The sequence below is a fragment of the Pseudomonas sp. H3_D04 genome, from assembly GCF_054669175.1.
Window position 1 is genome coordinate 4,720,927 of record NZ_CP162801.1, and the last position, 16,357, is coordinate 4,737,283.

The 16,357-nt window shown below is 58.4% G+C and carries 13 protein-coding genes and 1 pseudogene; 6 read left to right on the forward strand and 8 right to left on the reverse strand.

Annotated features, from left to right (window positions below; all coding sequences use genetic code 11):
- Positions 1–129: 129 nt before the first annotated feature.
- Both AB4N91_RS21890 and AB4N91_RS21895 read right to left on the reverse strand, forming a co-directional pair.
- A complete protein-coding gene (locus tag AB4N91_RS21890; protein WP_010463173.1) occupies positions 130–537 on the reverse strand; it encodes an HPF/RaiA family ribosome-associated protein in 408 nt (135 codons plus the stop codon).
- 213 nt (positions 538–750) lie between these two features.
- On the reverse strand, positions 751–1,698 hold the full coding sequence (locus tag AB4N91_RS21895; protein WP_010463175.1) for a LysR substrate-binding domain-containing protein: 948 nt from the start codon (positions 1,696–1,698) through the stop codon (positions 751–753).
- Positions 1,699–1,833: 135 nt separating this feature from the next.
- Here AB4N91_RS21895 and AB4N91_RS21900 point away from each other — a divergent pair, with 135 nt between their 5' ends.
- The 3 genes from AB4N91_RS21900 to AB4N91_RS21910 all read left to right on the forward strand — a co-directional run bounded on the left by AB4N91_RS21900 (position 1,834) and on the right by AB4N91_RS21910 (position 5,108).
- The gene (locus AB4N91_RS21900) at positions 1,834–3,210 is read left to right on the forward strand and encodes an L-serine ammonia-lyase (protein ID WP_154911858.1); all 1,377 of its coding nucleotides are present in this window, start codon (positions 1,834–1,836) and stop codon (positions 3,208–3,210) included.
- 62 nt (positions 3,211–3,272) lie between these two features.
- Positions 3,273–4,574 carry an HAAAP family serine/threonine permease gene (locus AB4N91_RS21905; RefSeq protein ID WP_010463179.1) on the forward strand — a complete coding sequence of 434 codons (1,302 nt, stop codon included), beginning with the start codon at positions 3,273–3,275 and terminating at the stop codon, positions 4,572–4,574.
- Between the two features lie 216 nt (positions 4,575–4,790).
- Positions 4,791–5,108, forward strand: coding sequence for a DUF3509 domain-containing protein (locus tag AB4N91_RS21910; RefSeq protein WP_010463182.1), 318 nt, complete (start codon positions 4,791–4,793; stop codon positions 5,106–5,108).
- On the opposite strand, the gene AB4N91_RS21915 is transcribed toward AB4N91_RS21910, so the two are convergent.
- The gene (locus AB4N91_RS21915) at positions 5,105–5,605 is read right to left on the reverse strand and encodes a phosphate-starvation-inducible protein PsiE (protein WP_077750195.1); all 501 of its coding nucleotides are present in this window, start codon (positions 5,603–5,605) and stop codon (positions 5,105–5,107) included. The genes AB4N91_RS21910 and AB4N91_RS21915 overlap by 4 nt on opposite strands.
- A 355-nt stretch (positions 5,606–5,960) precedes the next feature.
- Here AB4N91_RS21915 and AB4N91_RS21920 point away from each other — a divergent pair.
- Positions 5,961–6,200, forward strand: a pseudogene (locus AB4N91_RS21920) (YebG family protein); the annotation flags it as partial.
- Between the two features lie 175 nt (positions 6,201–6,375).
- Here AB4N91_RS21920 and AB4N91_RS21925 read toward each other — a convergent pair.
- Entirely contained in the window at positions 6,376–7,395 is a 1,020-nt protein-coding gene (locus AB4N91_RS21925; protein WP_010463187.1) for a Glu/Leu/Phe/Val dehydrogenase family protein, read from the reverse strand.
- A 183-nt stretch (positions 7,396–7,578) separates the two neighbouring features.
- Between AB4N91_RS21925 and AB4N91_RS21930 the strand changes: the two genes are divergently transcribed.
- Positions 7,579–8,382 carry a SirB1 family protein gene (locus AB4N91_RS21930; protein ID WP_010463189.1) on the forward strand — a complete coding sequence of 268 codons (804 nt, stop codon included), beginning with the start codon at positions 7,579–7,581 and terminating at the stop codon, positions 8,380–8,382.
- Between the two features lie 115 nt (positions 8,383–8,497).
- Here the strand turns inward: AB4N91_RS21930 and maiA are convergent, their stop codons facing one another.
- The 3 genes from maiA to hmgA are packed head-to-tail and all read right to left on the reverse strand — an operon-like array spanning position 8,498 to position 11,758.
- A complete protein-coding gene (gene maiA, locus AB4N91_RS21935) occupies positions 8,498–9,133 on the reverse strand; it encodes a maleylacetoacetate isomerase (RefSeq protein WP_460111772.1) in 636 nt (211 codons plus the stop codon).
- Between the two features lie 12 nt (positions 9,134–9,145).
- Positions 9,146–10,450 (reverse strand): fumarylacetoacetase, encoded by a 1,305-nt coding sequence (fahA, locus tag AB4N91_RS21940; RefSeq protein ID WP_010463193.1) that lies wholly within the window; start codon positions 10,448–10,450, stop codon positions 9,146–9,148.
- Between the two features lie 3 nt (positions 10,451–10,453).
- Entirely contained in the window at positions 10,454–11,758 is a 1,305-nt protein-coding gene (gene hmgA, locus AB4N91_RS21945; RefSeq protein WP_102594597.1) for a homogentisate 1,2-dioxygenase, read from the reverse strand.
- A 165-nt stretch (positions 11,759–11,923) separates the two neighbouring features.
- On the opposite strand from hmgA, the gene AB4N91_RS21950 reads away from it, so the two are divergent.
- Entirely contained in the window at positions 11,924–12,727 is an 804-nt protein-coding gene (locus AB4N91_RS21950; protein ID WP_460111773.1) for an IclR family transcriptional regulator, read from the forward strand.
- A 52-nt stretch (positions 12,728–12,779) separates the two neighbouring features.
- Here AB4N91_RS21950 and AB4N91_RS21955 read toward each other — a convergent pair whose 3' ends face one another.
- Positions 12,780–16,277: a dermonecrotic toxin domain-containing protein gene (locus AB4N91_RS21955; protein ID WP_460111774.1), complete on the reverse strand. Its 3,498-nt coding sequence runs from the start codon at positions 16,275–16,277 to the stop codon at positions 12,780–12,782.
- Positions 16,278–16,357: the final 80 nt, after the last annotated feature.

A 16,357-nucleotide genomic window follows, 5' to 3' on the forward strand; every position in this document is an offset into this window, starting at 1 on the left:
GGGGTGCCGAGCCGCTGATCCGCGGGCTCGGGAACGATCAGTTGATTGATCGGCAAAACGAAAACGGGCCTGCATGTGCAGGCCCGTTTTTAAGGGTGGAGAGCGGAAAGGTTAAATGTGGATCAGGCTTCAGCCGTTTTGCGCAGCCTGTTCGTTCTCGAGAAATTCATCTTCCAGCAGCGCATCGGCAGTGGGTCTTTCGAACGGCACCAAAGCGGCACGTGGTTTGCCCCGCAGTTTGCCGAACAGATGCTCAAGCGCATGTTCGAGTTTTTCCGCCGCACCGTCGATTGCTTGCTCCAGGGTGTCGGCTTTATGAGTGACAGAAATCGGTTGGTGGCCTTTTGGCCGCGCTTCCAGTTGGCAGCGCATGTCATGGGGACCTGGCTTGTCGCCATTCTCGTCCCGCAGATGGACCTCGACGCGTGTCAGGTCCTCTTCATAACGTTCGAGCGTGCTCTCAATGGTAGTACGTACCCACTCCTCCAGTCGGATGCTGCTTTGAATATGGTTATCACTGTTGACTTGGATTTGCATAGTTCATCCCTTATTTCAGCTAGCTCGCGAGAGGCGCATCGGCTGGCCCTTGGGCGTCATCACCGTGACCTCTTACTTACACAATCGGTCTGCGCGAAGAACATTTCAACCCCTAAAAAAAGATAAATATGGATTCGCAAAAAAAGTCGGACAACCACCAAAAGCGCTGTTAAGGTCGGGAGTTGGGTCGCCTCTCTCCTCAGTCACAATTGCTCACATCTGTCGCTCCGCCAGGGGGTGCAGACTGCGGAAAATCCCCGCCTCTTCTACCAGCCAGTCATGCACCGCACGCACGCCCGGATGGCTCAGCGCCCCTGGCGCATAAAGCAGCACGTAGCGTTTGTGATTGGGCACCGCCAGCCCGAACGGCACAATCAACGTCCCCCGCTCCAGTTCATCGTTAAGCAACGTGCGCCGCGCAATTGCCACGCCCATGCCGGCAATCGCCGCTTCGATGGTCAGGTGATTGCGATTAAAGGTATGCCCGCGCCGCACGTCCGCGCCCTCGAAGCCGATGGCATTGAGGTAGAACTCCCATTCCGCGTACTCGTAACTGCCGCGCCAGGCGGTGATGTCGTGCAGCAACGGAAAGTGCACCAGGCCCGCCGGGCCATGCAGCGGTGGTCGGCCACGTAGCAGGCTCGGGGCGCAGACCGGGAATATCTGCTCGTCGAGCAAGGTTGTGGATAACAACCCGGGATAACTGCCGTCATTCAGGTCGATCGCCAGATCGAAGTCCCCTTCGTGCAACGGCACGCTGCTGTCCTCGGCCACCAGGCGCAATTGAATGTCCGGAAAGCGCTGCTGCAAGCGTGGCAGGCGCGGGGTCAGCCACTTGCTCAGGAACGATGGAATCGAACGCACCCGCAGAATTCCGCTGATCATTCCGGCGTCCAGTCGTCGCAATTCCGCATCGATGCTGCCGTAAGCCTCGTTGACGGTGATGGCCAGTCGCTGGCCCTCGGCGCTCAATTCCACGCCGCGCGCACGACGGTGAAACAAGCGAAAGCCCAGCCGCTCTTCCAGTTGGCGAATTTGCTGACTGACCGCACCCGGCGTGATGTGCAGCTCTTCGGCGCAACGGGTGAACGACAAGTGCCGCGCGGCACAGGAAAACACGTGCAGCCAGACGTAAGTCTGGGCGTGCAATTGGCGACTCATTGTTTAGTCCTGCTAAAGGCTGTCTTAGGAAGTTTCGTTGGTCATGTAGGACCGAGGTCGGCAGTATCGCCGACATTGCGCTTGTCCTACAAAAATGGCAGCGATTTCTCTTCCATTGCTTGTATAGGCTTTAGCATGGCTATCAGTGTTTTCGATCTCTTCAAAGTCGGCATCGGTCCGTCCAGTTCCCACACCGTCGGCCCGATGCGCGCCGCCGCGACCTTCGCCCAGGCACTGATTGACCAGAATTTGCTCGACGCCGTCCGTCGGGTAGAAATTCGTCTGTACGGCTCCCTTTCCGCCACCGGCGTCGGCCACGCGACCGACCGCGCCTGCGTGATGGGCCTGATGGGCGAATGGCCGGACAGCATCGATCCGACCACCATCGACAGCCGAATCCAGACCTTGCGCGAAACCGGCGAACTGACTCTGGCCGGCAACAAGACCATTGCCTTCAACTGGCAACGCGATCTCCTGCTGCTCGACGAGAGTCTGCCCTACCACCCCAACGCCATGTCGCTGACAGCCTTCGGCGAAACCGGTGAGCTGTCGGAGCAAACGTACTACTCGATCGGCGGCGGTTTCATCATCGAAGCGGCGGAAGCCGAGTCCGGCATTGCGCCGGCCAGCGATGTGGTGCTGCCCTACGATTTCTCCAGTGCCGCCGAATTGCTCAAGCTCTGCAACCAGCACGGCTTGCGGGTTTCCGAGTTGATGATGGCCAACGAACTGGCCTGGCGCAACGAAGCCGAGATCCGTCAGGGCTTGCTGCACATCTGGTCGGTGATGCGTGAGTGCGTCGAGCAAGGCATGCGGCACGAAGGCATCCTGCCCGGTGGTCTGAATGTTCCGCGCCGCGCGGCGAAACTGCACCGCAGCCTGCTGGAAATCGGCAAACCGAATGTCATCACCTCCACGCTGTCGGCCATGGAGTGGGTGAACCTGTTCGCCCTCGCCGTGAACGAAGAAAACGCGGCGGGCGGGCGCATGGTCACGGCACCGACCAACGGCGCAGCAGGGATCATTCCGGCAGTGTTGCACTACTACATGAAATTCAACCCGGACGCGTCGGACGATGACGTGGTCGCCTTCTTTTTGGCCGCGGCGGCCGTAGGCATTCTCTGCAAGAAAAACGCGTCGATCTCCGGCGCCGAAGTCGGCTGCCAGGGTGAAGTCGGTTCCGCCTGCGCCATGGCCGCCGCCGGCCTGGCCGACGTGCTCGGCGCCACGCCCGAGCAACTGGAAAATGCCGCCGAAATCGGCCTGGAACACAACCTCGGCCTGACCTGCGATCCGGTCGGCGGCCTGGTGCAAGTGCCGTGCATCGAGCGCAACGCCATCGCGGCGGTGAAGGCCATCAATGCCACGCAAATGGCCCTGCGCGGCGACGGCAAACACTTCATTTCCCTGGACCGGGTGATCCGCACCATGCGCGATACCGGCGCCGACATGCATGACAAATACAAAGAGACTTCACGGGGCGGCCTGGCAGTGAGCTGGGTGGAGTGCTGAGGAGCATTCCCTGACCGCCTGCAACACGTGAGCCCGAGCAAGAACAATAACGAGGCCAAACGATGACCGATGTACGTACACCTGCTGCCGAAAACCCCGCTGTAGACCTGACACGCAATAGCGAAATAACCCACAAGGGCTGGAGCAAACACGACACCACCTGGATGCTCGGCCTCTATGGCACGGCGATTGGTGCCGGAACGCTGTTCCTGCCGATCAACGCCGGCGTGGGTGGCTTCTGGCCACTGCTGATCCTGGCAGTGCTGGCATTCCCCATGACCTACTTCGCTCACCGGGGCCTGACCCGCTTCGTGCTGTCCGGCCGTTCCGGGGACATCACCGAAGTCGTTGAAGAACACTTCGGCATCGGTGCAGGCAAGCTGATCACGCTGCTGTATTTCTTCGCGATCTTCCCGATTCTGCTGGTGTACAGCGTGGCGCTGACCAACACCTTGAGCAGCTTCATGGAGCATCAGTTGCACATTGCCCCCCCACCACGAGCGATTCTGTCGCTGGTGTTGATTCTCGGTCTGATGGCGATCGTGCGCTGCGGCCAGGGCGTCATCGTCAAATGCATGAGCGTGTTGGTTTACCCGTTCGTCGCGGCGTTGCTGCTGCTCGGCGTCAGCCTGATCCCGAACTGGAACGGTGCGTTCTTCGCCACTGCCAGCGAAGGCATGCCGTTGCCGCTGTTCTTCAAAACCCTGTGGCTGGCGATTCCGGTGATGGTGTTCTCGTTCAACCATTCGCCGATCATTTCTGCGTTCGCCGTTGACCAGAAACAGCGGTACGGCGAACAGGCCGAACGCAAGAGCAGCGGCATCCTCGCCATTGCCCACGCGATGATGGTGGTGACGGTGATGTTCTTCTGCTTCAGCTGCGTGCTGGCACTGTCCCCGGCTGACCTGGCGGCGGCGAAGGCGCAGAACATCTCGATCCTGTCGTACCTGGCCAACCACTTCCAGACCCCGGTCATCGCTTATGCCGCGCCGCTGATTGCGCTGGTGGCGATCACCAAATCCTTTCTCGGCCACTACATCGGCGCCAGCGAAGGCTTTCAGGGCCTGATCGTAAAAAGCCTGCGCGGCCGTGGCCGGGTGATGTCGGCGAGCTGGCTGAACCGCATCACGGCGCTGTTCATGATCCTCAGTTGCTGGGCCGTGGCGACGTTCAATCCGAGCATCCTCGGCATGATCGAAACCCTCGGCGGGCCGATCATTGCGTGCCTGTTGTTCCTGATGCCGATGTACGCCATCCGCCGCGTGCCGGCCTTGCGCCAGTACTCCGGGCAAGTGTCGAACGTGTTCGTGGTGTTGATCGGTTTGATTGCACTGTCTGCGATCATCTACTCGTTCATGCCCTGAAACGGGCAGGCAAAAAGAAGGCGGGCCAAGGTGCCCGCCTTTTTTTGGCCGCGATCATTGTTCGACAATTTTTCCGGCATGGCCCTTGCTACATCACCTGCGAGGCAAAAGGACTTTTGAAAACCTCAGCGAGCGGCTTGCCGATGGTCCGGTAACGCGAACCAACCCGATCATGGCCGGTCAACAACTGCACGTTCAATCAGGCGGTGACGCATCATGGACAACCCTTTTCAGCTCATTACCGATGCCTTTGCAGCGGATTATCAGATCAACCTGAGCATTCAAGGTCTGGACGGCAGCATCATGCTGACCCTCTCCAACAGCGGCCATGTGGTTGCCAAGCGGATGATCAGCGCCGAACAGCGCAATGACCCCAAGCGCCTCAAGCGCCTGGTGCAAAGCATTCAGTTCGGCATCGCCATTGAACAGGGCCACAGCGCCGTGGCCATCCTCGAAGCCATGACCGATGGCGACAATCGCAACCTGCCGCCACCCTTGGCCAAAGCCCGGCCTCGCCCGACCATGGGCCTTTAAATCTCGCCCTTCTCGACGTCTGGATGCTCACCGGAACCCGTACCGATCTTGCGTTGCGGGTGCTCGATCTTCACCGAAGGGAATTGCGACGAAGCGTAACGCACCACCAGGATCGCAAACGCCAACAGCAGAATCCCGCCGCACAGGTAGATGATCCCCAGGTCCGGCGGATTGTGGTGCGAGACGTTGGAGATCAGCAGCCGCGTCAGCGCCGTGATCGCCACGTAGATCAGGAAGCGCACCGGCATGTGGTTGGTCTTGAAGTAAATCCCGACCATCGCCCCCAGTTCCAGATAGATGAACAGCAGCAAGATGTCATCGATCTTGATGTGCCCTTCTTCGATCATCCCCAGAAATTCCATCACCGCCGCCCACGCGGTCACTGCACCGATGGCGAACAGCGCCAGGTAATGGAAGGTCTCGACGAACAGGTTGCCCAAAGACTCTGCCAATTGATGCACGTTCTGCCGCAGGTTCTCGGCCCAGTTGATTTTCACGATGATTCTTCCTTAGCTCGGTTCGAGCGGATAATGCGGTTTTGACGTGACGGTTGTTCTGCATGCAGAAAAAAGGCCAGGGGCTGTTGGGTGAGATGGCGATGGGCTGCCACGGGGCACTTTTTTGGTGTCTCGTCGGGCCCTTCGCGGGCAAGCCTCGCTCCTACAGATCACATCAACCTGTAGGAGCGAGGCTTGCCCGCGAATGGAGCAACACGGTTTAACTGACAAATGCTGATTTCGGTCTACATTAAAAAGCCACTACCCAAAGCGCAGGGATTCGCTTATCCTTTTCGCTGTATATAAATACAGTGGTCGAAACAGACAACTAATGTGAAGGCATGTGAGGTGGTGAATGGCCGTCGAAGTGGTATACCGCAGCAGCCGAGATCTGGAGCGCTTGTTCATGGATAAAGCCGAAGCTGACCGTCATGACAAAATGCTCGAACTGGCTGAATTGCTGGCTGAAGTGTTGCAGAAAGCCGTTCCGTCCCTGACCGAACAGCAAGTGGAAGAAGCCGGGATCTACATGGCGAAGAATCGCGATGTATTTGCCAAGGCATTCAAGAGCCAGCCGGACGCGTTGTCCGAACTGCTGAATGCGCCGGTTGAAGTGGTTGAAAAGGTTGAACCGGTCGAAGAGGGTGAAGCCGCTGCGCCGACCAAGCCAGCCAAAGCCGCCAAGACACCGAAGTAAACAATGCCCGAATTGAATAGGCCCTGAGTCCAATGGCTCAGGGCCTTTTTCATGTCTGCAGTAAAGGCATGGCTCAGCGGTACAGCACTTTTTCCGCCAACTCGTCCGCCACCCGCGCCGGAGAGCGTTTTTCCGCCTGGGCATGGGCGAAGACTTCAGTCAGCCGCGAGGCGATTTTCGACAGGTGGGCGGTAATGGTTGTGAGCTCTTCGCCACGGTGTTTGAGCGAAACGTAGATCAGCCCGCCGGAATTGATCACGTAGTCCGGCGCATACAAAATGCCGCGCCGCTCCAGTTGATCGGCGACTTCCAGATGGGTCAGCTGATTGTTCGCAGAACCGGCCACTGCCGAGCAGCGCAATTGCGTCACGCTGTGGCTGTTGAGCACACCGCCCAGGCCGCAGGGCGCGAGAATGTCGCACGGCGTACTGAGCAGCGCGTCATTGGCGATCGGGTGAGCGCCCAATTGCTCCATCGCCAATTGCACCTTGCCATGATCAATGTCGCTGACCAGCAGTTCGGCACCGGCCGCATGCAGCTGTTCGGCCAAGGCATAACCGACGTTACCCAGCCCCTGGATGGCCACTCGCAGGCCTTCGAGGTTATCGCTGCCCAGACGGGCCATGGCGGTGGCACGGATGCCGGTGAACACCCCCATCGCTGCGTGTGGCGCGGGGTCGCCCGCCGAGGTGGTGCTGGTGACGTGTTGGGTCTGTTGGGCGATGCAATCCATGTCCGCCACCGAGGTGCCGCTGTCGATCGCCGTGATGTAGCGCCCGTCGAGTTGATTGATGCAGCGGCCGAAGGCTTCGAACAGCGCCGCGCGGTTTTCCACATGGACCGGTCGAACAATTACCGCCACCCCGCCGCCCTGCGCCAGGCCGGCCAACGCAGCTTTGTAACTCATTCCCTGCGCCAGGCGAATGGCATCCTCGACCGCAGACTCGTCGCTGGGATAGGCAAGGTAACGACATCCCCCCAGGGCAGGCCCCAGGCGGCTGCTATGAATGGCAATGACCGCCTTCAACCCGGTGACCGGGTCGACGCTCAGATGCAGCGATTCAAGGCGAGTGCTTTGCATGAGAGCGAACATCGTCGGGCTCCCGAATCACTTCTTGTAGTCGCCAGTATAGGCTTGCGCCCAAAATTTGCAGAAGCGCACCGGAATAAGCGGCGCTGCATTGCAGGCTTTCGGGCATAACCTGCGACCTCATGTGTGCGGTACTGGACGAATGCCGGCGACGGGGCTAAAACGAGGCATTGCCCGGAGATTTCGATGACGCCGCGCCAACGTTTTTTTGACTGCCTGCAACGATCACCACCCGCGCTGTTCGAGGCCGCGCTGTGGATGGCGGCCGAACATGACAAAGAGGTGGATGCCGAGAAGGTGCTGGCAGACTTCCGAGACCTGCAACAGCGGGTCAGCCATGGCTTGCCGATGCTACCGGTGAGCGAACTGGCCCAGCCGCTGCTGCGTCGCATGAATGACCTGGGGTTCGCCCAGGACGATTTCACCCCGTTGCGCCCGCAAGTGGCCCTGCTCAACAAAGTGCTGGAACTCAGGCGCGGCCAGCCGTTATCCCTGGGGCTGATCGCACTGGAGTTGGCCAAGCGCCTGGAGATCCCTTTGGTCGGGGTCAATTTCCCCGGCCATTTCCTGCTGCGGGTGCCGGGCGCCGATCATCTGCTGGACCCCTGCGGTGGCCGCCGCTTGTACCCCAATGATTGCCGTGAACTGCTGCAACGCCAGTACGGCCCGAACATGCAACTCAACGCCGAGCACATGCTGACCGCCGACCCTGTGCAGATGCTGCAACGGCTGTCACGCAATCTGCGTCAGTTGCACCTTGCCCACGATGACTACATCGGCGCCTTGATCGACGCTGAACGCGTGCTGGCACTGGGCAACGCCAACGCCGCCGATTACCTCGCCCGGGCCAGCCTCTATCAACGGCTGGACTGCCCGAACGCCGAGCGTTTCGACCTGGAGCATGCGCTGCTGCTCAGTGATGACCCGATCCAGCGGATTCGCCTGACTGAACGACTGGGGCATTTGCCGCCCAACTCAATCGTCCACTAACGCCCCCTGTAGGAGCGAGGCTTGCCCGCGAACCGGGCGCCTCGGTCTGTCAGCACGACCTCGTTATCGTTCTTCGCGGGCAAGCCTCGCTCCTACAGGGGGGGCGCGTGGGGCTTTAAGGGGTGTCTGGCTGATTCGCCGGATGCGCATTGATGAACGCCGGATGCGTAGCTGCCAACGCCGCCACTCGGCGAATCCGTGGATACGCCTCAAGCGAAATATTGAAACGTTCGGCGGCATAGAGCTGCGGGATCAGGTACACATCCGCCAAGCCCGGTTCGTTGCCAAAACAGTAACCGTCATCACCGATCAACTGCTCCACCGTCGCCAGCCCCTGGCTGATCCAGTGCCCGATCCACTCCACCACCTGCGGTTCATCGTGGCCCAACTGCCGCAGCTTGTTGAGCACGCTGACGTTATGCAGCGGATGCACGTCGCAGCCGATTACCGCCGCAACACCACGCTCATGAGCGCGCGCGGCCAGGTCTTTGGACAGCAACGGCACCTGTGGATAACGTTCCTCCAGGTACTCGATGATCGCCGGTGACTGGATCAACAGTTCGCCTTCATCGGTTCGCAAGGCCGGCACGCGCCCTTGTAGGTTGATGGCCAGATACGGCGCTTGCCGATGCTCGCCACCTGGCGGTGCGATCAGGTTGACCGGCAGTGCCTGGTAATCCAGGCCCTTGAGCGCCAACGCGATGCGCACCCGGTACGACGACGTCGAACGGTAGTAGGTATAAAGCTCCATGACCGGATCCTCTTAGCGCGCCGCGATCACTTTGCCACGGCATTCGCCGAAACCGATGGAGGCAAAACCGTCGCGGCTGCAACGGGCGCGCAGGATGATTTCGTCGCCGTCTTCGAGGAATTTGCGCACCTCGCCCGACGCCAGCTCGATCGGCTTTTTCCCGCCTTCGGTGATTTCCAGCAAGCTGCCGAATTGACCGCTTTCCGGCCCCGACAACGTGCCCGAGCCAAAGAGGTCACCGGCCTGCAACTGGCAGCCGTTGACGCTGTGGTGCGCGACCATTTGCGCCACGGTCCAGTACATATGTTTGGTGTTGCTGAGGGTCAGGCGATGGGCCGGGAGTTTTTGCTCGCGCAGGCCTTCGGTGAGCAACAGCACTTCCAGCTCGATATCGAACGCTCCTGCGGCTTGATCGCGCTTGTCGAACAGATACGGCAGCGGCTGTGGATCGCCTTCCGGACGTGCCGGTTGAGCACGGCGGAACGGCTCCAGCGCTTCGGCCGTCACTACCCACGGCGAGATGCTGGTGATAAAGCTTTTTGACAGGAACGGCCCCAGCGGCTGGTATTCCCAAGCCTGGATGTCGCGCGCCGACCAGTCGTTGAGCAGGCAGAAACCGGCAATGTGATCGGCCGCATCACCAATGGCGATCGAGTCGCCCATCTCGTTGCCCGGGCCGATCCAGATGCCCAGTTCCAGCTCGTAATCCAGACGTGCGCACGGGCCGAAGGTCGGCTCGGTCTGACCGGCCGGCAAGGTCTGGCCTTTCGGGCGGCGAACGTCGGTGCCGGAGGGGCGAATGGTCGAGGCACGACCGTGATAACCAATCGGTACGTACTTGTAGTTCGGCAGCAAAGGGTTGTCGGGACGGAACAGTTTGCCGACGTTCTGTGCGTGCTCGATGCCGACGTAGAAGTCGGTGTAATCGTTGATTTTCGCCGGCAGGTGCATCTCGCAATTCGCCGCCAGTGGCAGCAGTTTTGCGCCTTGGGCTTCGATCTTGCCATGCAGGGTGCTGCCTTCAGCGAACAGTTCCAGCAGACGTTCGCGCAGCGCCACGCGAGCCTCACGGCCCAATTCGAAAAACGCATTGAGCTGGCCGCCACGGGTGGCTTCTACGGCGGTTTTTGCCAGGCCGTCGAACAGGCCGGCGTCCAGTGCCGCTTCCAGATCAAAAATATGTTCGCCAATGGCCACACCGCTGCGCGGTGCCGAACCTTTTACGCTGAACACGCCCAGCGGCAGGTTTTGCAGTGGGAAATCAGCGTGGCCGTTGGCGGAAGAAACCCAGCTACGAGTGATGGAAGTCTGAGTCATGGGTTATCTCCGGGTCGGGTCGAAAGTGGCGGGCAGCGAGGCCCAGCAGGCGTCGTAATTGGTTTGCAGTTGCGGGCAATCCAGGGCGAAACGGCTCGGGCGCAGCACCTGGCTGGTCTCGAACATGAACGCCATGGTGTTGTCGATTTTCGCCGGCGCCAAGTCAGCGTTGATTGCCTTGGTGCAGGTTTCGCCATCCGGGCCATGAGCACTCATGCAACTGTGCAACGACGCGCCGCCGGGCAAGAAGCCTTCGGCCTTGGCGTCGTACTCGCCCTTGATCAGGCCCATGAATTCGTTCATCAGGTTGCGGTGGAACCACGGTGGCCGGAAGGTTTTCTCGGCCACCATCCAGCGTGGCGGGAAGATCACGAAGTCCAGATTGGCCAGGCCGTGGACACTGGTCGGCGAGGTCAGGACGGTGAAGATCGAGGGATCCGGGTGATCGAAACTGACCGTGCCGATGGTGTTGAAACGGCGCAGGTCGTATTTGTAAGGCACGTTATTGCCGTGCCAGGCGACCACGTTCAGTGGTGAATGATCGAGCTCGCAGCCCCACAACTGGCCGAGGAATTTCTGTACCAGGGTGGTCGGTTGCTTGAGGTTTTCGTAATGCGCGACGGGGGTCAGGAAGTCTCGCGCGTTGGCCAGACCATTGCTGCCGATCGGCCCCAGATCCGGCAGGCGCAGTGGTGCGCCGTGGTTTTCAGCGATGTAGCCGCGAGCGTGCGGGTCAAGCAATTCGACGCGGAATTTCAGACCGCGCGGCAGCACGGCGATTTCCAGCGGCTCCAGGTCCAGCAGGCCCAGTTCGGTGGCGATGCGCAGGCGACCCTGCTCGGGCACCAGCAACAGTTCACCGTCGGCATTGAAGAACACGCGTTCCATGGAACGGTTGGCGCGGTAGCTGTAGATGCTGATCCCGGCGGGTTTTTCCGCGCCCGAGTTGGCGGCCATGCTCACCAGCCCGTCGATGAAGTCGGTCGGCTCGGTCGGGATGTCCAACGGGTTCCAGCGCAGGCGATTGGGAGTCACTTCCCCCAACGGACCACCGGCCAGTTGCCGCTCCAGTTTGACGAACGCCGGGTGATTGGCCGACGGCTGAATGCGGTACATCCAGGTGCGTCGCGCTTCGCTGCGGGCCATGGTGAACGCGGTGCCGGAGAACAGTTCAGTGTAGAGGCCGTAAGGGGCTTTTTGCGGGGAGTTCTGGCCGACGGGCAGTGCGCCGGGCAACGCTTCGCTGCTGAATTCGTTGCCGAAGCCTGACTGATAAGCCAGCGCTGGCGCCGTTGAATCGAGGTTCATGGAGCCTCCTGAACAGGGAGTAGGCAATGGCCTGTCGCTCTGCTGCAGAGGTCTCGGCACGCCAGGGTTATTTTTATCGTAATTAGATTACGCATAACGTAATTTGATTGGTATTGACCGTCAAGCTATAAAGACGCCCATTCGTCCCGGGATCACATCGCCTCCATGGAAACGCCGCGCAACAACGATAAGCAGAAAGTCCGCTCGGCCGAGGTCGGTACCGACATCCTCAAGGCCCTGGCCGAGTTGTCGCCTTCGACCTCGTTGTCGCGCCTGGCCGAACACGTGCAGATGCCAGCGAGCAAGGTCCATCGTTATTTGCAGGCGTTGATCGCCAGCGGTTTTGCCGAACAAAACGCAGCAACCAACCACTACGGCCTGGGCCGTGAAGCCTTGCGCGTCGGCCTCGCCGCCCTCAACAGTATGGACGTGCTGAAAGTCGCCGCCCTGCCCTTGGCCGAGTTGCGCGATGAACTGAACGAAACCTGCTTTCTGGCGGTATGGGGCAATCAAGGCGCGACCGTGGTGCACATCGAACCGGCGGTGCGTGCGGTGACGGTGGTGACGCAATTGGGTTCGGTGCTGCCGTTGCTCAGCTCGTCCACCGGCCTGGTGTTTGGCGCGTTTCTACCCAAGCGCGAAACCGTGGACTTGCGCGACCAGGAACTGAAAGACACTGCCGACCACGCCTTGGCGAATGATCAGGCGTATGCGGATTTGTGCGAACAGATCCGCGAACGCGGCCTGCATCATGTGCATGGGTTATTGATGCCGGGGGTGGACGCCTTGTCGGCACCGGTATTCAACGCGGTGGGGAACGTTGCGGCGGTCTTGACCATTGTCGGCCCGACCTCACTGTTTCACGCTGACGAAAACGGCCCGGCGGCGCAGCGATTGCTGGCGGCGACGCGGGCCGTGAGTTGGCGGATGGGGTATGAGACACCGCCGATGTCTGAAGATCGGAACTGATCAGCTCCGATCATTTATGCTCTGGATAACGCCTTGATGTGGGTCCCGACCATCAACCGATCACGCGGGTCGAACTCTCGGGGGTCCAGTGCGGCACAGCCACCGCAGTGACATAACTGATTCCAACCGGAACGCCCGTGACGGCCGAGAGCACGTCGGTCAGATCCCTGATTGTGGACAGCAGACCAAGTGCAGAGGCCGCCGATCCTACCGAAGCGACCTTACCCAGGTACATGAGGATTGCCCCACGCCATGCGGCAGCAAAATGCGCATTGGCGCCTGCAGAATCCCCATGGCTGGATGCAATGATGCCTTGCACGATCGAATGACTGATCTTCAACACACTGACGGCGAATCCCACCGGCGGGACAAAGATCGAGATCACATCCAATGCCACTTCGAGAAGAATCTTGGTCTCCTGCCAAAACGCTTCGACTGGCGTGGTGGTCAGGACATCCAGATCATCAAGTGCTCGATTAATCAGACTTTCGTACTCGGCCTTGAAGTTGTAGACCGGATGGGTTCCGCCCAACCCCGGTACTGGCAGCGAACCTTGCGGATCTCCGGACTTGCTGATGTAGGCGCCGACCCTGTCCAGTCCACGTAAACCGGCCAGACTCCGAAGATGCTCGCCCAAAAGTCGATCGTTCTGGATAGCCTTGGATAAATCACCGACCCAGATAAAGGACTTGCCAGGCGAATTCGGGATATAGGCAAACTTCACATGCCCCTCACCAAAAACGTACCCCCCCGCTATGCGGGCACCTTCAAGCCAGAATTCATAAACCCCTTCGCCAGGTTCACTGCCGGGTGAAACACCGTCTGGCGTCCTTGTGTCTCGATCCAGCCCCTTGATTGACTCGATCAGCCAATCATAATGCGCCGACGGCAACGTGCCATTGAGCTTTTGCGTCAGTGCCGCCCTGAACATCTCGTTTTTCTTGAGCTCCCGATACAGGTTTGCCCGCAGATCAATATCCGGCGTCCATAGAAAGTTTGATTTCAGATAATGGCTGTAATGCTTGCCTGGCATCAAGTCGATTAGCTGATTGAGCGTACTGGAATTCAGCTCAGTCATTGGCTCGCCCGTGTCCTTCCACCAGAACTCAGACACCCGGATACTGTCTCTAAGCGTATTCGATCCAGGCAGCAAGATTTTCTCGAACACATTCGTATCGCTGCGCCACAGATGCCAATTGATAAATAACTGTGTCAGCGTCATTGCGCCTTTATGAAACTTCACCATGACTCGATCAGGATCGATTCGGCGATCGCCCGCCCGGCCCAGATACTCATTCAAACGGTTCATGACCAATTCACGAGAAAACTTTTGAAAGCCCTCAATATGAAATATGTCTTTTGACGCGTTATAGATGGCCTTGAAGTCCGTGGTCAATCGATTGAACAGCCGGCGATCAGACGTAGGGGCGTTTCGGTACCAATGGGGCGTGACGGCCTTTTCTTCCGCGTCTTCCCAGTCAAGGACACTTTGAATACTGCCCTTTAACATTTCACTTTCAACCCAGGCAACAAGATTGACCTGGTCCCACCATGCTCTGCCCTGAATCCTCTCCCTCGGTTCACCACGCGGCCATTCCTTGCCGAACACTTCATGTTCCAGGTTATGCCGATCACTCACATGCACTTGGGTTCGAAGGTAGGTGCGTCCCTCTTCTTCAAGGGCCCACAACCCTATATACCGTTGCAGACTGTCCAGATCGGAGAATTCGTACCAGTCTTTATTCATCGGGGAGCCCGGTGCATAGAGCACGTACGTTTTGAGATTCGAGTCTCCTCCTTTCCTCCGGTAGACAATGAGATCCTTCAAGGGCTTAAAGTTATAGAAAGCGCTTAACGCAATCCCAGACGCTTCAATAGAGGGATCACCAAAGTTGTAACGCTGAACAATATCCTGCGCAGTCGAGGTGACGTGTTTTTGCAAGATGGCGCCGAACAGGGTCAAAGCCGTCTTTCGACCCAACACTTCCCGCATCGCTTCCTTGACGTTCTGCTGGCCATACACTCGCTGCCGTGCGGGGCTGTACGCCAGACGCAGATCCAGCGTTTCAATGGCTCGCATTATGTTTTCAGGCGTCAGTCTGGCGAGGTCATAGTTTTTCTCCAGCGTAATCGTGTAGCGCCCTGCCTGATCATGTGCCCCATACATGAACGCTTGGGTCAGTGTTTTTCGCTCAATGTGTTCTACCCGTTTGCCATTCGCCATCCTGACCGAGTGCTGAATATTCACGAACACCGTGTCAGGATCGATTCGCTCGTCGGTTCCCGGCGAGATAAACGCCTCCACGGCCTGTCGGGCATAAGCTGCAAGAGTCACCACGTCCTTGGTCAACTCATGAAGCTGAATCTGGCTTTCAAGCAAGTTCTTCTCCAGACCGACATATAGCTGCTGATTGGTGACATAGGCCTTCTTAAACCACTCGGGCCGAGCGTTCTCCAGCATCGCCTTGATCAAGAGCACATTTCGCGCATTTTCAGAGCGTACAAATGTATCCATGGACAGAACAGAATCCAGCGGTACCCACGCCGCCTCGGTATGCGCGCCGACGGTCACTAATTTTCGTACTTGATAGATGACATCACGACTTTGCCTCGCCAGCACGCCGTTATTGCAATGCTCAAACAGATCTTCAAGGATTCTCGCGTAGCGAATCGCTGGAACACTCGATACCAGAGCTCGCTCGTCCTCCGGCAGCCCCTGCAAAAGTTCGGTGCGGTTTGACGCATCGGATAACCGCTGTTGCAACGTTTTATGAAGGTCACTTACGGTGCCGAATTTTTCCAATCCACCGAATGGTGAATAAAGAACAACCTCTTGACTGACTGCTGGATTCAGTTCATTTGCAACAGCGCCAGAAAGAGAAATCACAAAGGTGGATGCCAGCGTCGAAAAAACCCCCTGTTGTTTTTCAACCGAGACGGCATAGCAGGTACTTGGCAGCCCCGAACCGATTAAACCATTGATGGTCGCGACGTCGCCTTTGGACACCAGATTCTCGCTAGCCGCCAGGTCCAGTTCGCGCCAGAAAAGTCGCGCCTGAAGAGTGCGCAACTCCTGTTTAGGCGACGGTAAAGGACGATTTTTACTATCAACCAGAGAGGATACGCGCCAATATTCACCTAATACGGAACTGCATTTCTCAGGCAGGTTTTGCATCAGTTCGGCGATCATTTTTCCAACGTTTGCCACATCCAGATATTTCAGCCTGAAGGTTTCTGTGCCGATCTTATCCAGCTCATACATCCCATATATATCAGCAGTGTATTGGGGTGGCCTGCCGCGCTTTAAGCACTCAAAAAACACATCTAGCAGGTTGCCGGTGGGTTCCGCAGATGTTGGACTTGCACCCGAACGAAGATTTACAAAACGGCGTGCTATAGAGCCCTCTGAATCCATCTTCTGAAATTCGGTCGTCAGGACAACCTGAAGAACGGCCTTGAACGAAGGAATTTTCCTGAGTGCTTCGAGTAAATTGTTACGTGCTTCACGTACTTGTTCCAGCATTGCATTTGTTGCTTGCTCGTCTTGCATTAGAAATCTCGTTAGTTTGATCATAAAAAACGGCACGTTGCTGCCGATTAACTTGAGACCAAACTAAAACAGATCGCCTT

What these genes read in the sequence shown, in the direction of transcription:
- AB4N91_RS21890 (WP_010463173.1), bottom strand. Translation starts at nt 537, where the DNA reads ATGCAAATCCAAGTCAACAGTGATAACCATATTCAAAGCAGCATCCGA.
- AB4N91_RS21895 (WP_010463175.1), bottom strand. Translation starts at nt 1,698, where the DNA reads ATGAGTCGCCAATTGCACGCCCAGACTTACGTCTGGCTGCACGTGTTT.
- AB4N91_RS21900 (WP_154911858.1), top strand. Translation starts at nt 1,834, where the DNA reads ATGGCTATCAGTGTTTTCGATCTCTTCAAAGTCGGCATCGGTCCGTCC.
- AB4N91_RS21905 (WP_010463179.1), top strand. Translation starts at nt 3,273, where the DNA reads ATGACCGATGTACGTACACCTGCTGCCGAAAACCCCGCTGTAGACCTG.
- AB4N91_RS21910 (WP_010463182.1), top strand. Translation starts at nt 4,791, where the DNA reads ATGGACAACCCTTTTCAGCTCATTACCGATGCCTTTGCAGCGGATTAT.
- AB4N91_RS21925 (WP_010463187.1), bottom strand. Translation starts at nt 7,395, where the DNA reads ATGTTCGCTCTCATGCAAAGCACTCGCCTTGAATCGCTGCATCTGAGC.
- AB4N91_RS21930 (WP_010463189.1), top strand. Translation starts at nt 7,579, where the DNA reads ATGACGCCGCGCCAACGTTTTTTTGACTGCCTGCAACGATCACCACCC.
- maiA (WP_460111772.1), bottom strand. Translation starts at nt 9,133, where the DNA reads ATGGAGCTTTATACCTACTACCGTTCGACGTCGTCGTACCGGGTGCGC.
- fahA (WP_010463193.1), bottom strand. Translation starts at nt 10,450, where the DNA reads ATGACTCAGACTTCCATCACTCGTAGCTGGGTTTCTTCCGCCAACGGC.
- hmgA (WP_102594597.1), bottom strand. Translation starts at nt 11,758, where the DNA reads ATGAACCTCGATTCAACGGCGCCAGCGCTGGCTTATCAGTCAGGCTTC.
- AB4N91_RS21950 (WP_460111773.1), top strand. Translation starts at nt 11,924, where the DNA reads ATGGAAACGCCGCGCAACAACGATAAGCAGAAAGTCCGCTCGGCCGAG.
- AB4N91_RS21955 (WP_460111774.1), bottom strand. Translation starts at nt 16,277, where the DNA reads ATGCAAGACGAGCAAGCAACAAATGCAATGCTGGAACAAGTACGTGAA.